Origin of the sequence: Cupriavidus gilardii, from assembly GCF_017598945.1 — a bacterium.
Classification (GTDB): Bacteria; Pseudomonadota; Gammaproteobacteria; order Burkholderiales; family Burkholderiaceae; genus Cupriavidus; species Cupriavidus gilardii_E.
In genome coordinates, this window is sequence record NZ_JAGFTW010000044.1 from 90,609 (window position 1) to 106,535 (window position 15,927).

The window sequence follows — 15,927 nt, forward strand, 5'->3', positions numbered from 1 at the left end:
ACCGCCCATGACCGCCCAGCCCAGCATCGACACGATCGCCGCCATCGCCACTGCGCCCGGACGGGGCGGCATCGGCGTGGTCCGCGTGTCCGGACCCGAAGCCGGCACCATCGCGCGCGCGATCTGCGGCCAGTCCCTGACGCCGCGCCGCGCCACCTATCTGCCCTTCCTCGACGGCAAGGGCGAGGTCATCGACCACGGCATCGCTCTGTTCTTCCCTGGCCCGCATTCGTACACCGGCGAGGACGTGCTCGAGCTGCAGGGACACGGCGGTCCGGTGGTGATGCAGATGCTGCTGACGCGTTGCCTGCAGGCCGGCCACGAAGTCGGTCTGCGCCTGGCCGAACCGGGCGAATTCACGCGCCGCGCCTTCCTGAACGACAAGCTCGATCTGGCGCAGGCCGAAGCCGTCGCCGACCTGATCGAGGCCAGCACCGAGGCCGCCGCGCGCTCGGCGGCGCGCTCGATGGAGGGTGCCTTCTCGCAGGCGATTCACGCGCTGGTCGAACAGGTGATCCATCTGCGCATGCTGGTCGAGGCCACGCTGGACTTCCCCGAGGAAGAGATCGACTTCCTCGAGGCCTCCGATGCGCGCGGCCAGCTCGATACCATCCGTACCGCGCTCGGTGGCGTGCTCGCACAGGCGCGACAGGGATCGCTGTTGCGGGAAGGGCTGTCGGTGGTGCTGGCCGGCCAGCCCAACGTCGGCAAGTCCTCGCTGCTCAATGCGCTGGCCGGGGCGGAACTCGCCATCGTCACGCCGATCGCCGGCACGACGCGCGACCGCGTGCGCGAGACCATCCAGATCGAAGGGATCCCGCTGCATATCATCGACACCGCGGGCCTGCGCGAGGACGCGGTCGACGAGGTCGAACGCATCGGCATCGAACGCACGTGGGAGGCGATCGGCCGCGCGGACATGGTGCTGCATCTGATCGACGCCTCCGATTATCTGCAGCATGGCCTGTCGGAGGTCGATGACGCGATCGACGACCGCCTGTCGGGCCATCTGCCGCCGGGCGCGCCGATCCTGCGCGTGGTCAACAAGATCGACCTGGCGCCCGCGGTTGGCGCCATCACGTTCGGCGGCAACCGTCCGCATGTGGTGGTGGCCAATGGCCCGAATCCGACCGAGATCTGGATCTCCGCCCGCACCGGCGCCGGTATCGATCTGCTGCGCCATGAGCTGCTGCGCGTGATCGGCTGGCAGGCCGGCAACGAGGGCGCCTTCCTCGCACGCGAGCGCCATCTGAACGCGCTGCGCAGCGCCCAATCGCATCTGGACCTCGCCGCCGAACGCGCCGATCAGCAGGACAAGGCGCTGGACCTGTTCGCCGAGGAATTGCGGCTGGCGCAGGAACATCTGAACAGCATTACCGGCGAATTCACCAGCGACGATCTGCTCGGCACGATCTTCACGCGGTTCTGCATCGGGAAGTAGGCCAGCGTGCTGGAACGCCGAGGTTGGCGGTTTGCGGTCAACCCTGCGTCGAGGCCCGCTTCGCTCCACGCGCCGCCGCGAGCAAGATTCCCGCCGCGATCAGATTCGCCGCCACCGCCGCCAGAATCGGCAACGTATAGCTGCGGCTCGCATCGAACGCAAAACCGGCCGCGCTCGGCCCAATCAGCGTGCCGAACGCCACGCTGGTGTACAGCACGCCGATGATGCCGCCGACATTGCGGCCGCCGAACAGGTCCATCACCACCGCGGGCAGCACGGCGACCCAGCCGCCGTAGCAGGCGCCGAACAGGAAGGCGAACAGCGCCAGCATCCAGAAGCCGGTCGCGGCCGCCCAGATCAGCAGACTGAAGGCCAGCGCGATCACGGTCACCAGCAGGAAGCGCTGCCGCCCCATCCGGTCCGCCAGGCTGCCCAGGAAGAAGCGCCCTGCCGTGCTGCCGATGCCGATCACGCCAAGCAGCAGCACCGCCGAGCCTTGCGCGATGCCGAGGTCCTGCGCATGCGGCACCAGATGGACGAAGGGCACGAAGACACCGAACGAGGCGATCAGACAGGCCGCATAGAGGCTGATGAACTGGCGCGTCCGTATGGCGTCGCGCATCGACACATCGGCCGCCGGCGGCGCGGTGTGGGCATGGGCCGGCAGCGGCTCGCCATCCGGCGCCAGGCCGCGCTCGCGGGGATCGTTCTCCAGCAATAGCGATGCACCGACGCCCAGCACCGCGGCCAGTACGCCCAGCGTCAGGTAGGCGTCGCGCCAGCCCACGCCGTCGATCAGCAGCGCGGCCAGCGGCGGCATCGCCAGCGTGCCGACGCCGATGCCGCTGACCGCGAGCCCCGAAGCGAGGCCGCGGCGCTTGACGAACCAGCGCTGCACCGCGCCCACCGCCGGCACATAAGCCAAACCGACGCCCAGGCCCACGCCGAGCCCGTAGGCCGCGTAGACCTCGACGATATTGCGCGCGACGCTCGCCAGCGCGAGCCCCGCGCCGACCAGCAGCATGCCGGCGATACAGAGTCGGCGCGCGCCCCAGCGGTCCGCCAGCGGCCCGCTGACGATGCCGAGCGCGAAATACAGAAAGCCCGCCAGCGAGAACACCAGCGACACCGCGCCGCGCGACGCGCCGAACTCGCGCTGCAACGGCTCGATGAACGCGCTGAAGGTATAGGCGCTGCCGAAGCCGACGAAGGTCACCGCGAAGGCCGCGGCCACGACCCACCAGCCGTAGAACACGCGCTGCTTGAACACCAGTGTCGTCATGTCAGTTCACCGGATGTTGGCGATGCCAGTCGGTGGCGCCCTGGAAGGCGGTGCCCGCGCGCACCAGCATCGCTTCGCCCAGATGCGGGGCGACGAGTTGAATGCCGATCGGCAGCCCTTGCTGCGACAAACCGCCTGGCAGCGTGATGGTCGGATGGCCGGTCAGGTTGAAGGGACAAGTGTACCGTTGCAGCCCCGCGATCAGCGCGGGCTGTTCGCCGAGCGTGCGCACCGCGGCCAGCGACAGCGGCGCATACGGATGCACCGGCGTCAGCAGCAGGTCGACGGTTTGCAGCAGCGCGACCATGCGGCCACGCAATTCGGCGCGGCGCAGCAGGATCCGTTGATAGTCCATGCCGGACAGTGCGCGCCCCGACTCGATGACCGCGGCGAGCACCGGGCCGTACTCGTCCCGGCGCGCGGGATAGGTGGCGGCATGCGCGACCGCCGCCTCGACCGCGCAGTTGGCGGCCCAATCGTCGGTCAGTCCGCTGCCCGCACGCAGCGCATCGGGAACGCGGACCTCCACGAAGGTCGCGCCCAGCGTTCGCAATACCTCGCCGGCCGCGAAGACGACGGCCTGCACATCGGGATCGACGCCGTCGCCGTTCCATTCCGGGTCGATGCCGATCCGTACGCCGTTCAAGTTCGTCGCGACCGCGCCAAGGTCGTCCGGCACCGGATCGTGCAGCGCAGTCGGGTCTTCGGTGTCCGCGCCGGCGATGGCCCGCAGCAGCAGACCGGCATCCGCCGCGCTGCGCGCCATCGTCCCGACATGGTCCAGCGATGGTGCCAGCGCAAACACGCCATGCCGGCTGACCCGCCCCCACGTCGGCTTCAGCCCAGTCACGCCATTGGCCGCCGCCGGCCAGCGGATCGAGCCGCCGGTATCCGAGGCGATGGCCCCGTGACAGAGCCCGGCCGCCGTCGCCACACCGGCACCGCTGGACGAGATCCCGGGCCAGTAGTCCGCATGCCACGGGTTCACCGGCGCAGTCACGGAAGGGTGGTGGTCGGAATACGCGCCTTCGGTCAGTTGCAGCTTGCCGAGCAGCACCGCGCCCGCATGCTTGAGCCGGTGGACCACGGTGGCATCCCGGTCGGGACGGAAGTCCCGGTGGATCGCCATGCCTGCCGCGGTCGGCACCCCATCCGTCCAGCACAGGTCCTTGATGGCGATCGGCACGCCGTGCAGCGGGCCGCGATATCGGTCCGCGGCGATGTCGGCCTCGGCGGTTTCCGCCTGCGCCATCGCCGCGTCGGCCAGCACCAGCGCGTAGCTGTGCAGCGCGCCGTCGAGCGCGGCGATGCGATCCAGTTGGACCTGCACCACGGTGGTGGGCGAGACCTCGCGCCGCCGGATTCGCACGGCGAGCTCGGTGATGGGAAGGTAATGCCAGTCGGCGGACATCGTTTTCTCGCGGAACACCAAGGTTAAGTAGAATTGAATCGGCCTCGCGCCGGACCGTACCCGATGCTGCGCCGAGATGGTCAAGCAACATCCCAAAGTTACCGTCCGGTATGCAATCCCGCAAACCAGATTTCGTGCGTCTTTCGCCTTAGAAAATCTAATGCCCAACCACAAGCTGCCGCCGCTCAATGCCTTGCGGGCCTTCGAGGCCGCTGCGAGGCATCTGTCGGTGAAGCACGCCGCCGAGGAGTTGTGCGTGACGGCCGGCGCGGTCAGCCAGTTGGTGAAGACGCTGGAGTCGCATCTGGGCGTCAAGCTGTTCCAGCGGGTGAACCGCGGCATCTATCTGACCGAAGCGGGGCGGGCCTATCTGCCGCCGGTGCGCAATGCCTTCCGGCAGATCAAGGAGGCAACCGGCCGCATCGCCGCGCCGGCCGACACCGGCCTGCTGAACGTCAGTGTCACGCCCTTCTTCGCGGCGGCCTGGCTGGTACCGCGCCTGCAGTCGTTTCAGCAGGCGCATCCGGACATCGACCTCCATGTGATCACCACCACCGCGCTGGCCGACTTCACGCGCGACGGCGTCCACGTCGCGATCCGGCATGGCCTCGGGCAATATCCCGGATTGCACAGCGAGCGCATCCTCGCGGTGGAGATCGTGCCGGTCGCCGCGCCGACGCTGGTCGAGCGGCTCGGCATGCCGACGACGCCTGGCGATCTGCTGCGCTGGCCGCAGGTCCACGACACCGAACGCAAGGGCTGGCATCTGTGGTTCCAGGCGCAGGGCATCGACGAGATCGAACGCCCGCGTGGACCCTCGTTCGACGATTCGAGCCTGCTATGGAAGGCGGTGATGGCGGGGCAGGGGGCTGGCCTGCTGCCGGCGGCAATGGTGGCGCGCGAACTGGCCGACGGCTCGCTGGTCCGGCTCGCCGATGTCACGCTGCTCGATGCCTTCGCGTATTACCTGGTCTACCCCGAGGAAACCCATGCGCGCGCGAAGATCACGTCGTTTCGCGAGTGGATTCTCGGAGAGGCCGATCGTGCCGGCTCCGCTTAGTACACGCGGTGCACGCATTTGCGCCGCCCCATATCGCGTCTTCCGTCGTTGGCACTGCGGTGCTCGTGAATGTCGCAATGCGCGAGATGTCCGCCCCATTCGGTGCGATGCCATGTTCGACCATCACCATATCGAACGATACAATTGCCGCCGCCATGTCGTCGTCGAGTCTGTCGCTGTAGTCGGATTGGTCACCAAAGAGAGGTCAGCGGGTCGTGAGCCAGGAAGGACAACTGCTGGACAAAAAGTCATTGCGCTCGGTAGTCGGCAAGACCGCCGATTGGAACGAACTCGCAAAAGACTGTGTCGCCTTTGCCAATGCCACGGGCGGCCGGTTGTTGATCGGCATCGAAGATGACGCGGGGCAGCCTCCGGAGGACCAGCGCGTTGCTGACGATCTCCCCGACAGGATCAGGCGCAGGATGGCCGAGCTGACCGTCAATGTTGCTGTCTTGCCAGATATCGTGACCGCTGCTAATGGTGGTCAGTACATCGAACTGGCGATTCCGCGTTCCATGGCCGTGGCTTCGACCACGGATGGACGCTACTTCATTCGTATCGCCGACAAATGCAGCCCGATAACAGGGGACGAGGTAATGCGCTTGGCGACCGAGCGTAGTGCTCTCCCATGGGAGACGCAGACGGGACTTCATATCGCCCGAGCGGATGCCGATCCCCTGAAATTGCGCAAGCTGATTGAAGCGCTACGTGCATCCGATCGTGTCAAGAGCTCCGTCAAGGAGAAGAGCGATGACGAACTGTTGGAGCACTATCAGCTTTCGCGCGGGGATTACCTCACGCACTTGGGGATTCTTTTCGTGGGGCAGCAGTCCCAACGCGCTCAGTTACCCACTTCCCCGGTCATTCAGTTCATCAAGTATGACGAGCAAGGACAGAAGGTAAACAAGCTTGTGTGGGACGATCACACGCTTGGACCGACCGAAATGGTCGAAGCAGTCTGGCAGGAGGTCCCCGATTTTCGCGAGCACTACGAGCTGCCAGATGGCTTGTATCGTCAGAACGTACCTGCATTCGACGAGGTCGTGATTCGCGAATTGCTTGTCAACGCACTCGTACATCGGCCCTATACGCAACGCGGAGACATTTTTCTGTCGCTGTATCCGGATCGGCTGGAAGTGGTCAATCCCGGTCTGCTCCCGCTTGGCGTCACACCGCGAAATGTTCTGCACACCACCGTCCGTCGCAACGAACATCTTGCCCGCCTGTTTCACGACCTCAAGCTGATGGAGAGAGAGGGGAGCGGATTCGACAAGATGTTCGAGGTCCTTCTTTCGCAAGGGCGGCCTGCGCCCGATTTGATTGAAACGCATGACCGCGTTCAGGTGACGGTACGCCGCCGCATTCTCAAACCGGAAGTCATCGACTTCATCGCCAAGGCGGATCAGACCTACCAACTGACGCAACGTGAGCGTATTGCGTTGAGCCTTCTGGCGCAGCACGACGCCCTCACTGCCCGGGAGTTGGTGAACGCCCTCGAGCTTTCGTCGGTTGATGCATTGCAACCGTGGCTAAAGCGCCCGCTACAGTGGCGCTTGGTACTAAGCGCGGGAAGAACTCAGGCAACCCGCTACTTTGTCGATCCGGAGTTGCTACGCAATCTGGACTTCTCGGCGGTGACTACGCTCAAACGCATAGAACCGCATCGGTTGCTGGCTTTGGTCGTAGAGGATCTGGAGCGCTATCCCGGAAGCAAAATCAGTGAAATTCACCAGCGAATCGGCTTGGAGATCTCGCGCTCGCGGTTGCGGCGCGGTCTTGAACAGTTGGTCCGCGAAGGCAGGCTTCGGCAGGACGGAGTAAGGAGCGCAACGCGCTATCGCCTTCCCTGACTTGGCGCAAAGGCTTGCCTATCTGACACAGTTGAGCCAAGGGAGAACGGCAACGGTGCGCCAAAGTTTCCCAAGTACCTGTTTTTGTAGCGTTTTTTTTTGGCTCATGTCGAGGCGTAGCGCGGTTCGTTGAACCAAAGGCCGCGCTGAAATGTGCCTGAAACGCCTTTCTGCCTGCGGTAAGACTTCGATTTCCTGTCGGTTAACAGTGCAGGCCGCCCTGTACTGATCCGCCGCCCAAGGCAAGTCGCGATGAAACTCAAGGAACCCGCATGGAAGCCTTGCAGAACATCAACCTTCCCTCCCTGCTCGACTCCCTGGTCAGCATGACCGCCGCCTTTGTGCTGGGCGGCGCGATCGGCGTCGAGCGGCAGTATCGGCAGCGGACCGCGGGCCTGCGCACCAATGTGCTGGTCGCCGTCGGCGCGGCGGTGTTCGTCGATCTCGCCAATCGCCTGCATGGCCACGATGGCGCGGTGCATGTGATTGCCTACGTCGTGTCCGGTGTCGGGTTTCTCGGCGCGGGCGTGATCATGCGGGAGGAAGGCAATGTGCGCGGGCTCAATACCGCGGCGACCCTGTGGGGCTCCGCGGGTGTCGGTGCGGCGGCCGGCGCCGATCTGATTCTCGAGGCGATGCTGGCGACGGTGTTCGTGCTGGCGGCCAACACGCTGCTGCGGCCCATTGTCGATGCCATCAACCGCAAGCCGCTCGATGTCGAATCGGTCGAGGTCACCGGTACCGTGCACGTGATCGCGGAGCGCGGCCAGCAGAAGGCGGTGATGGCGCAGCTCGAGGAGGCGCTGGAGCGCGGCGGTTATCCGGTGCACGACCTCGACATTCGGCCGTTCGGGCAGGACGAGGTCGAGATCGAGGCGACGCTGGCGGGCACCTCCTTCGACGGCGATGCGCTGGACCGCCTGGTGCAGCGGCTGGCCGCGTTGCCGGTCGTGCGGCAGGCCTTCTGGAGCCCGAGCACGAGCTGATTCCGCGCCGGATTCCATGCCGGTCCGCGGTCAGCGTTTTTTGTAGGACTACGCCCACATTGCTTTCGGCGCGCGCTTGATAAGGACCCGCCGGGCCCCTGTGTATCGTTCAGTTACGGTTGACATTGATTTGTCACTCCGTACCGAACAACTCAGAGGTAAGCAATCATGGCCCCGGCCCTTGTCAGCATGCCTGTGGAGCATGCCCGGGCATTTGCCCGGATTCTGTCCGTGACCCGCGCCGCCTGGCGCTTGCATGAAGACGCGGAAACCAGCAGGACCACGAAAAGCACGAAGAACACGAAGGCCGCGAAGGCCGCCCAGTCCGACACCCCTTCGCGGTGCCGCCGCACCGCCCAGCTTGCCGAACTCGCGGCACGCGCCTTCGAGGCGCAGGTGATGGCGCTGCGTTGCCGCCAGGCCTTCGTCGGTTGACGCCGAGCCGATCCGGTTTGCGAAACCGCAGGTGCCATCGACGCAAGTCAGCAGAGCGTTCCGCAGTACCTTGTAGTGCTTGTTCCGTTTTGCGCGCGACGTTTATGCGCGTTTGTGTGTCTCCTTGGTTCTTGGCCAGCCCTACGGGCTGGCTTTTTTTCGCCTGCGCTGGGTATGCCTTACCTGGGGAAGGTCGTTTCCAGTTGCTGCACCACCTCCAGCAGACGCGGCCGGACTTCGTTGAGCAGGAACTCGGGCGACAGGTTGTACGAGGGGCCGCCGACGTTCAGCGCCATCGCGGCCATGCCGTTGCCTGGATCGAAGCCGCGTGCGATGCCGTTGACGTCCTTCTGCCAGTCGCCGAACGAGCAAGCCACGCCGAGCGCGCGATGGTCCTCCAGCCCTTGCTCGATGCCCTTGCGGATGCGCGGCCACGCCACGTCGTCGAGTTCGCGTATCTGCTCGAGCAGCGCCTCGCGTTCGGCGTCGGCCGCCACGGCGAGCCACGCTCGTCCGATCGCCGACGTCGAGACCGGAATGCGCGAGCCGATATCGAGCGTCAGCGAGATCGCGGCCGAACTGCGGCAATGCTCGACATAGATCATCGACAAGCGGTCGCGCGCGCCGAGCGACACGGTGCCGCCGGAGAAGTCGGCCAGTTCCTGCATCAGCGGCCGCGCCACCTTGCGAATATCGAGCCGCGACAGCATCGCGCTGCCCAGGCCGAGGCAGGCGGTGCCGAGCGAGTACTTGTTGGTGCCTTCGTATTGCGTCAGGTAGCCGAGCCTGGTCAGCGTCGCGGTCAGGCGCGACACGGTGGACTTCGGCAGACGGCAGCGCTGCGCAATCTCCTGGTTGCCGAGCGCACGGTCGCTGGAACGGAAGCACGCCAGCACTTCGAGCCCGCGCGCGAGCGCCGTGATGAAATGCCGGTCTTCCTTCGGTTCAGGCCGGCTCGAGGTCGAGCTGTCGCGCATGGCGAATGGACTCCTGTTGGCTGCCGGCGGGCCCGCCGGCAGAGTGGGTTCAACCGACCCGGATGCCGGTCTGCTGCACCAGCGACTGCCACACCTTCTGGTCGCGCTTGAGCAGGGCCGCGAATTCGTCGGCGCTGGTGCCGCGTGGCAGCATACCGGCCTCCGTCAGCATGCGCGAGCCATCGGGCGAGCGCACGATGCGTGCGATTTCAGTCGACAGCCGGTCGATCACGGGACGGGCGCAGCCATGCGGCGCCAGCATGCCGATCCAGCCGATCGCCTCGAAGCCCTGGTACCCCGATTCCGCGAAGGTCGGCACATCCGGCATCGACGGCACGCGGCTGGTTCCCAGCGTCGCCAGCACCTTGATGCGGCCCGCTTCCCCATAGGTGCGCGCCACCACGGTCGAGACGAAGCCTGCCGGCAGCTGCTTGGCCAGCAGATCGGCGATCGCCGGTGCATCGCCCTTGTAGGCGGCGTGCACGATCTCGACCTGGGCGCGCCGCTTGAACAGCTCGCCATACAGATGGCCGGTCGAGCCGACGCCGAGGCTGCCGTAAGCCGAGCCCGGATTCGCCTTGGCGTAGGCGGCGTAGTCGCGCAGCGTCTTGACCGGCAGATCGGCATTGGCGACAAAGACTTGCGCGGCGTCGGCGACCAGCGACAGCGGGTCGAAATCCGTCATCGAGTCGTAGAGCGGCTTGGGCTGGATCAGCGGGCTCTGGATCAGCGCGGTATTGGTGAACAGCAGCGTGCGGCCGTCGGCCGGCGACTTGGCTACCTGTGCGGCGCCAATCATGCCGGCCGCGCCGGGGCGATTCTCGACGATCACGGTCTGCTTGACCGCCGCGCCGAGCCGGTCGGCGATAAAGCGCGTGATCGCATCGGTGGAGCCGCCGGGCGGGTAGGGCAGCACGATGCGGATCGGGCCGTCGATGGCGGCGGCGCCTGGCGCCTGCGCGCCGGCAAGGCGCGGCAGCGCGAGGCTGCCGGCGAGCGCGGCCGACGTCTGCAGCAGTCTGCGGCGGGACGGATTCATGGTTTGTCTCCTGATGTCATGGGGCACTCGTGCGGCGCCCTTGCGATGGATGTGCGACCGAGGCCATGAAGCGGTGTCGGTCGCGCTCACTGCCTTCACTACGTCCTCATTACGCCTTCATTGCCCCTGCTCGGCCTCCAGCTGCGCCTGCAGTTCGACCTTGCGCACCTTGCCGGTCGCGGTCAGCGGCAGTTCGTCGACGATGCGGATCTCGGGCACCTTGTAGACCGCCATCTGTTCGCGGCACCAGGCGTGCAGCGCGTCGGCGTCCACCGTGGCGGCGTGTTCGGGCCGCAGCCGGATGAAGGCGACCGGCATCTGTCCCTTGTCGCGGTCGGGCCGGCCTACCACGGCCGAGCCCAGCACCGCGGGATGGCGCGACAGCAGCACCTCCAGCTCCGACGGGAACACGCTCATGCCGCGCACCTTCAGCATTTCCTTGCGGCGGCCGAGGAAATGCAGATACCCGTCCTGGTCGTAGGCACCGATATCGCCGGTGCGGAACCAGCCGTCGCGAAACACCTCGGCGTCGACGTCCGGCCGCCCCCAGTAGCCCTTGAACAGCGACGGCGTGCTGACGACGATCTCGCCCTCCGCGCCGATCGGCAGCAGCGCGCCGGTGTCGAAGTCGCAGATCTTGATGCGCGTGCCCGGCACCGGCAGGCCGACGAACACCGGCCGGCCGCGCAGGTCCATGTCGTCGTCCTGCATGCCGGTGGTGAAGGTGTCGCTGGTGTGTGTCTCGGTCATGCCCCAGGCGCCCTCGGCCAGCACGCTGCCGGTCAGCTCGAACCAGCGCCGCCGGATGTCCGGCGTGATCTTGCGGATGAACGAGGCCGCGCGCGTATGCCGCAACGAGCGAAGGTTGTAGCGCGGCAGATCGGGGTGGTTCATCAGCTCGACCGCGTTGTCGACCACGACGAAGGTGCGGTTGACGCGATAGCGGTCGATCGCGGCCATCACCGCGACCGGGTCCCAGCGCGCCAGCACGACGACGGTGGCGCCGCTGAAGATCGGATAGATCAGCCCGAGGTTCTCGCCGGCAATCCAGAACATCGGCAGGAAGTTCAGCATCACGTCGTTGGAGCCTTCGGCCATGCGGGCGGAGTCGACACCGCCGGTCAACGCATATGAGGCAGCTGCGGTGTAGACCATGTCGCGCTGCGTGTGCATGCAGCCCTTGGGCATGCCGGTGGTGCCGCCGGTGTAGTTCAGCGCGGCCAGCGCGTCGAGGTCGACGGGCGGCAGCGCGATCGGCCCCGTGGCGCGGATCGCGGGCATCAAGTCGGTGGCGCCTTCGATTCGCTGGGGCGGTGCATCGAGTCCTGCGGGCAACGGCACGGTCGGCTGCGCAGGCAGCATCTCGCCCTGGCTGGTAGTGAACACGGTGCGGATCCGCGTCTGGTTCTTGACCGCCATCAGCATGCCGGCCAGCTGATCGAGCACGACGATCGCGGTGGCGCCGGAGTCGTTCAACTCGTAGCGCAGCTCTTCTTCCTTGAACAGCGGATTGACGGGCACGTAGACGGCACCGAGCTTCAGAATGCCGTAGAACACCACGTGGAACTGCGGGCAATTGCCGATCATCACCGCGACGCGGTCGCCGGCGCCGATGCCATGCGAGGCCAGCAGCGCGGCGCAGCGCTCGCTGAGGTCGTCGAGTTCGGCATAGCTGACTTCGGTGCCGTAGTAGATCAGCGCCGGATGCGTGGGGCGAAGGCGTGCCCAGGCACGCAGGTATTCCCCCAGCGCGACCTCGCCGTGCGGATACACCGGCGCGGTGGGCAGGCCGGCGGGCCAGATCCTGCGGTGGCGCGCTTCCAGGTCCGCGAAGAACTGCGCCTCGGATGCTGCGTCATGCGATGCCGTTGGGTTCGACTGCTCGCGGTCCATCTGCTGTCTCCTGTTCGTTCTTGTTCGGGTCGATGGAAGGGACGGGGTGACATGCTCGGCGATGCGCCGGCGCGGTGTCTGCTACCAGGCGTCGACGTACTGCCGCACCGGCCGATGCGGATTGGATGCGCCGGCATCGAGCCCCGTCACCAGCCACTGCCGCGTTTCGGCGGGATCGATCACCGCATCGAGCTCCAGCGCCGCGGCGGCGTTGATCGCATGGCCGCGCTCGTACATCTGCGCGACCAGCTTCTGGTAGAGCGCATCGCGCTCGGGGCCTTCGGGCAGCGCCTCGAGCTCCTTGCGAAAGCCCAGCCGCACCGCGCCTTCAAGGCCCATGCCGCCGAACTCGCCGGTCGGCCACGACAGCGTGAAGGTGGGCGCGCGAAAGCCCCCCGCGGCCATCGCCATCGCGCCGAGGCCATAGCCCTTGCGCAGCACTACCGCGAGGAAGGGCACGCGCAGCTTGGCGCCGATCACGAACAGGCGCGACACGTGGCGCACCTGCGCGCGCGCCTCGACCTCGGGGCCGACCATGAAGCCCGGCGTGTCGATCAGCGAGACGATCGGGAGGCCGTGCGCATTGCAGATCTGCATGAAACGCGCGGCCTTGTCGGCGGCGTCGGCATCGATGGCGCCGCCCAGGTGCCGTGGGTTGTTGGCCAGGATGCCGACCGGGCGGCCCTCGATGCGGGCCAGCGCGGTATGGATGCCGGTGCCGAAGCCGCTGCGCAATTCCAGCACGCTGCCGACGTCGGCGATGCCGGCGATCGCCGCACGCGTGTCGTAGACGCGCAGCCGGTTCTCCGGCACCACGCGCCGCAGCTCGCGCGGATCCGGTGCTTGCCAGTCGGAGACCGGACCTTGGAACATCGACAGATAGTGCCTGGCCGCGGCCACCGCGGCGGCCTCGTCGTCGACCAGCAGATCGACCACGCCGTTGTGGTGCTGCACCGACGCCGGCCCGATGTCCTCGGGACGGAACACGCCAAGCCCGCCTCCTTCGATCATCGCGGGGCCGGCCATGCCGATATTCGCGTTGCGCGTGGCGACGATCAGGTCGCAGCAGCCGAGCAGCGCCGCGTTGCCGGCGAAGCAGCGGCCCGAGGCGATGCCGATCACCGGCACTTCGCCGCTGAGCGCGGCGAACGCCGCGAACGAGGGCTGGTAGAGACCCGCCACGGTGGGGAAGTCGACGTCGCCGGGCCGTCCGCCTCCGCCCTCGGCAAAGATCACCGTCGGCAACCGGTTCTGCAGCGCGACCTGCAGGATGCGATCGGTCTTGATGTGGTTGCGCTTGCCCTGCGTGCCGGCCAGCACGGTCGCGTCGTAGGCGAGCACCGCGCAGCGCGAGCGCTCGGTCGGGAACAGCGCGCCGTTGACGCTGCCGATGCCGGTGATCAGGCCGTCGGCCGGCGTATTGGCGATCAGGTCGGCCTCGCTGCGCCGGCTGGCCTGCGCGGCCACTGCGAGCGCGCCGTATTCGACGAAGGTGCCGGCATCGCACAGATCGGCCACGTTTTCGCGCGCGGTGCGCTGACCGCGCGCGCGGCGCTTGGCGACCGCGTCGGGGCGCGCCTCGTCGTACAGAAAGGCATGGCGATCGATCACGCGCTGCAGGTCCGCGCGGATCGCATCCGGATCGGCCTGCTCGGCGTCGCCGCCGGTGTGCGCGCCGGCGTCGGCCGGTTCGAGCACCAGCAGCACCTGGCCTTCGGCGGCCTGCTCGCCGGCCTCGGCGCGCAGGTCGATCACGCGGCCCGGCTGCTCGGCGACGATCGCATGTTCCATCTTCATCGCGTCCAGTACCGCGACGGTCTGGCCCGCCTGCACCAGCTGGTCGACCGCGACGCTGACCTCGACGAGGCGGCCGGCCATCGGCGCGCGCACGGCGTGCAGGCCTTCGCCGAGCTGCTCGTCGAAACTGCTGGCGCCGATCGGCGTTGCCGCGACCGCGGCAACTGCAATGCCGCCGGCGTTGTCCTGCACCGCCTGCCGCGCCTGGCTCTGCGCTTCGAGTTGCGCGGCGCGACTCAGCAGTTCGGGCAGCACCGCCTCGACATGCCGCGTATGGATCTGCTGCGTGGCGAAGTCCTCGCGCTCGGCCAGTGCGCGCAACAGGTCGAGATTGGTGGCGATGCCGCGGATGGTGAATTCGCCCAGCGCCCGCTGCAGCCGCCGCACCGCGTCGGCGAAGCGCGCGCTGCCGGAGGAGACGATCAGCTTGGCCAGCAGCGTGTCGTAATGCGGCGAGGGTGCGTAGCCGGTATAGCCGTGCGTGTCGACGCGAACATCCGGGCCCGTGGGGGGATCGAAGCGCTCCAGCCGCCCCTGCGCCGGGCGGCCGAGCCCCTGCGCATCGATCGATTCGGCGTTGATGCGGACCTGGATCGCATAGCCCCGTGTTGCCGGCGGCTGCTGCGGATCGAGGCCCAGTTCGCGCAGCGTCCTGTCTTGCGCCAAGCCGAGTTGCAGCGCCACCAGATCGACGCCGGTGACCTGCTCGGTGATGGTGTGTTCGACCTGCAGGCGCGGGTTGGCTTCGATGAAGACGAAGGACTGGCGCGCGCCATCGCGGGCCGCCGCGGTGCCGGGCTCGGCTTCCTCCACCAGGAATTCGAAGGTGCCCAGGCTGCGGTAGCCGGCGCGGCGTGCCAGCGTGCCGGCGGCCTCGACGATGCGCTCGCGCAGCGCCGGGTCCAGCGCCGGGCTGGGCGCGATCTCGACCAGCTTCTGAAAGCGCCGCTGCAGCGTGCAGTCGCGCTCGCCGAGCGCGATCACGTCGCGGCCATCGCCGGCGATCTGCACCTCGATATGGCGGGCACGGGCGACCAGCCGTTCTGCATAGACGGCGTCGATCCCGAAGGCCGAGCGCGCCTCCGACCGGCAGCGCGCGTAGGCTTCGGCCAGCGCCTCGCGTTCGCGCACCACGCGCATGCCGCGTCCGCCGCCGCCGCCGACTGCCTTCAGCACGATGCCCGCGCCTTGCTGTGCGTCGAAGAAGGCGGTCACCGCTTCCAGCGTGGCGCCGCCCTCGGTGGCCGGCATCACCGGCACGCCGCAGTCGCGCGCCAGCGCCAGCGCCCGGCCCTTGTCGCCGAACAGCGCGAGCTGATCGACCGCGGGACCGACGAAGAGCAGGTCGGCCTCGGCGCAGGCCTGCGCGAAGTCGGCGCGTTCGCTGAGAAAGCCGTAGCCGGGATGGATCGCGTCGCAACCGGTGCGGCGTGCGGCGGCAAGGATGGCGGGGATGTCGAGATAGGCGGCGGGGCCTTCGCCGTCGAGCGCGACCGCCTCGTCGGCCAGCAGGCGGTGGCGGCTATTGGCGTCGTCGCGCGCGTAGACGGCGACGGTGGCGATGCCCAGATCGCGCGCCGCGCGTTGCACGCGCAGGGCGATCTCGCCGCGATTGGCGATCAACAGCTTCTTCACAAGTGTCCCCTCTGGATGTCGCCGCCGTGGAAACGGGGCGCATTGTCTTTCGGCATGTGATTCTGCAAAGCAGAATCTACATGGCGAGGGACGCGCGCGACAAGGGCGTGCAGCAAGACGT

11 protein-coding genes are annotated in these 15,927 nt (G+C 67.4%); 5 read left to right on the forward strand and 6 right to left on the reverse strand.

The genetic code is table 11. The features are described from left to right. The first annotated feature begins 7 nt into the window (after positions 1-7). Positions 8-1,441, forward strand: coding sequence for a tRNA uridine-5-carboxymethylaminomethyl(34) synthesis GTPase MnmE (gene mnmE / locus J5T34_RS15800; protein ID WP_208580568.1), 1,434 nt, complete (start codon positions 8-10; stop codon positions 1,439-1,441). A gap of 37 nt (positions 1,442-1,478) precedes the next feature. Here the strand turns inward: mnmE and J5T34_RS15805 are convergent, their stop codons facing one another. Together J5T34_RS15805 and J5T34_RS15810 are read right to left on the reverse strand one after the other, a co-directional pair. Continuing rightward, complete coding sequence (locus J5T34_RS15805; protein WP_208580570.1) at positions 1,479-2,723, reverse strand: MFS transporter; 1,245 nt, start codon at positions 2,721-2,723, stop codon at positions 1,479-1,481. A gap of 1 nt (position 2,724) precedes the next feature. Next, a complete protein-coding gene (locus J5T34_RS15810) occupies positions 2,725-4,134 on the reverse strand; it encodes an amidase (protein ID WP_208580572.1) in 1,410 nt (469 codons plus the stop codon). Positions 4,135-4,294: 160 nt separating this feature from the next. Between J5T34_RS15810 and gcvA the strand changes: the two genes are divergently transcribed. The 4 genes from gcvA to J5T34_RS15830 all read left to right on the forward strand — a co-directional run bounded on the left by gcvA (position 4,295) and on the right by J5T34_RS15830 (position 8,465). Beyond that, positions 4,295-5,194 carry a transcriptional regulator GcvA gene (gcvA, locus tag J5T34_RS15815; protein WP_208580573.1) on the forward strand — a complete coding sequence of 300 codons (900 nt, stop codon included), beginning with the start codon at positions 4,295-4,297 and terminating at the stop codon, positions 5,192-5,194. Between the two features lie 215 nt (positions 5,195-5,409). Beyond that, positions 5,410-7,044 carry an ATP-binding protein gene (locus J5T34_RS15820; RefSeq protein WP_208580575.1) on the forward strand — a complete coding sequence of 545 codons (1,635 nt, stop codon included), beginning with the start codon at positions 5,410-5,412 and terminating at the stop codon, positions 7,042-7,044. A gap of 272 nt (positions 7,045-7,316) precedes the next feature. Further along, a complete protein-coding gene (locus J5T34_RS15825; RefSeq protein ID WP_208580577.1) occupies positions 7,317-8,030 on the forward strand; it encodes an MgtC/SapB family protein in 714 nt (237 codons plus the stop codon). 168 nt (positions 8,031-8,198) lie between these two features. Then, complete coding sequence (locus J5T34_RS15830; protein ID WP_208580579.1) at positions 8,199-8,465, forward strand: hypothetical protein; 267 nt, start codon at positions 8,199-8,201, stop codon at positions 8,463-8,465. Positions 8,466-8,644: 179 nt separating this feature from the next. Here J5T34_RS15830 and J5T34_RS15835 read toward each other — a convergent pair whose 3' ends face one another. The 4 genes from J5T34_RS15835 to J5T34_RS15850 all read right to left on the reverse strand — a co-directional run bounded on the left by J5T34_RS15835 (position 8,645) and on the right by J5T34_RS15850 (position 15,806). Further along, positions 8,645-9,442, reverse strand: a complete 798-nt coding sequence (locus J5T34_RS15835; protein ID WP_208580581.1) for an IclR family transcriptional regulator — start codon at positions 9,440-9,442, stop codon at positions 8,645-8,647. Positions 9,443-9,491: 49 nt separating this feature from the next. Then, complete coding sequence (locus tag J5T34_RS15840) at positions 9,492-10,481, reverse strand: Bug family tripartite tricarboxylate transporter substrate binding protein (protein WP_208580583.1); 990 nt, start codon at positions 10,479-10,481, stop codon at positions 9,492-9,494. Between the two features lie 117 nt (positions 10,482-10,598). Next, a complete protein-coding gene (locus J5T34_RS15845) occupies positions 10,599-12,374 on the reverse strand; it encodes an AMP-binding protein (protein WP_208580585.1) in 1,776 nt (591 codons plus the stop codon). An 81-nt stretch (positions 12,375-12,455) separates the two neighbouring features. Further along, complete coding sequence (locus J5T34_RS15850) at positions 12,456-15,806, reverse strand: acetyl-CoA carboxylase family protein (protein ID WP_208580587.1); 3,351 nt, start codon at positions 15,804-15,806, stop codon at positions 12,456-12,458. Positions 15,807-15,927: the final 121 nt, after the last annotated feature.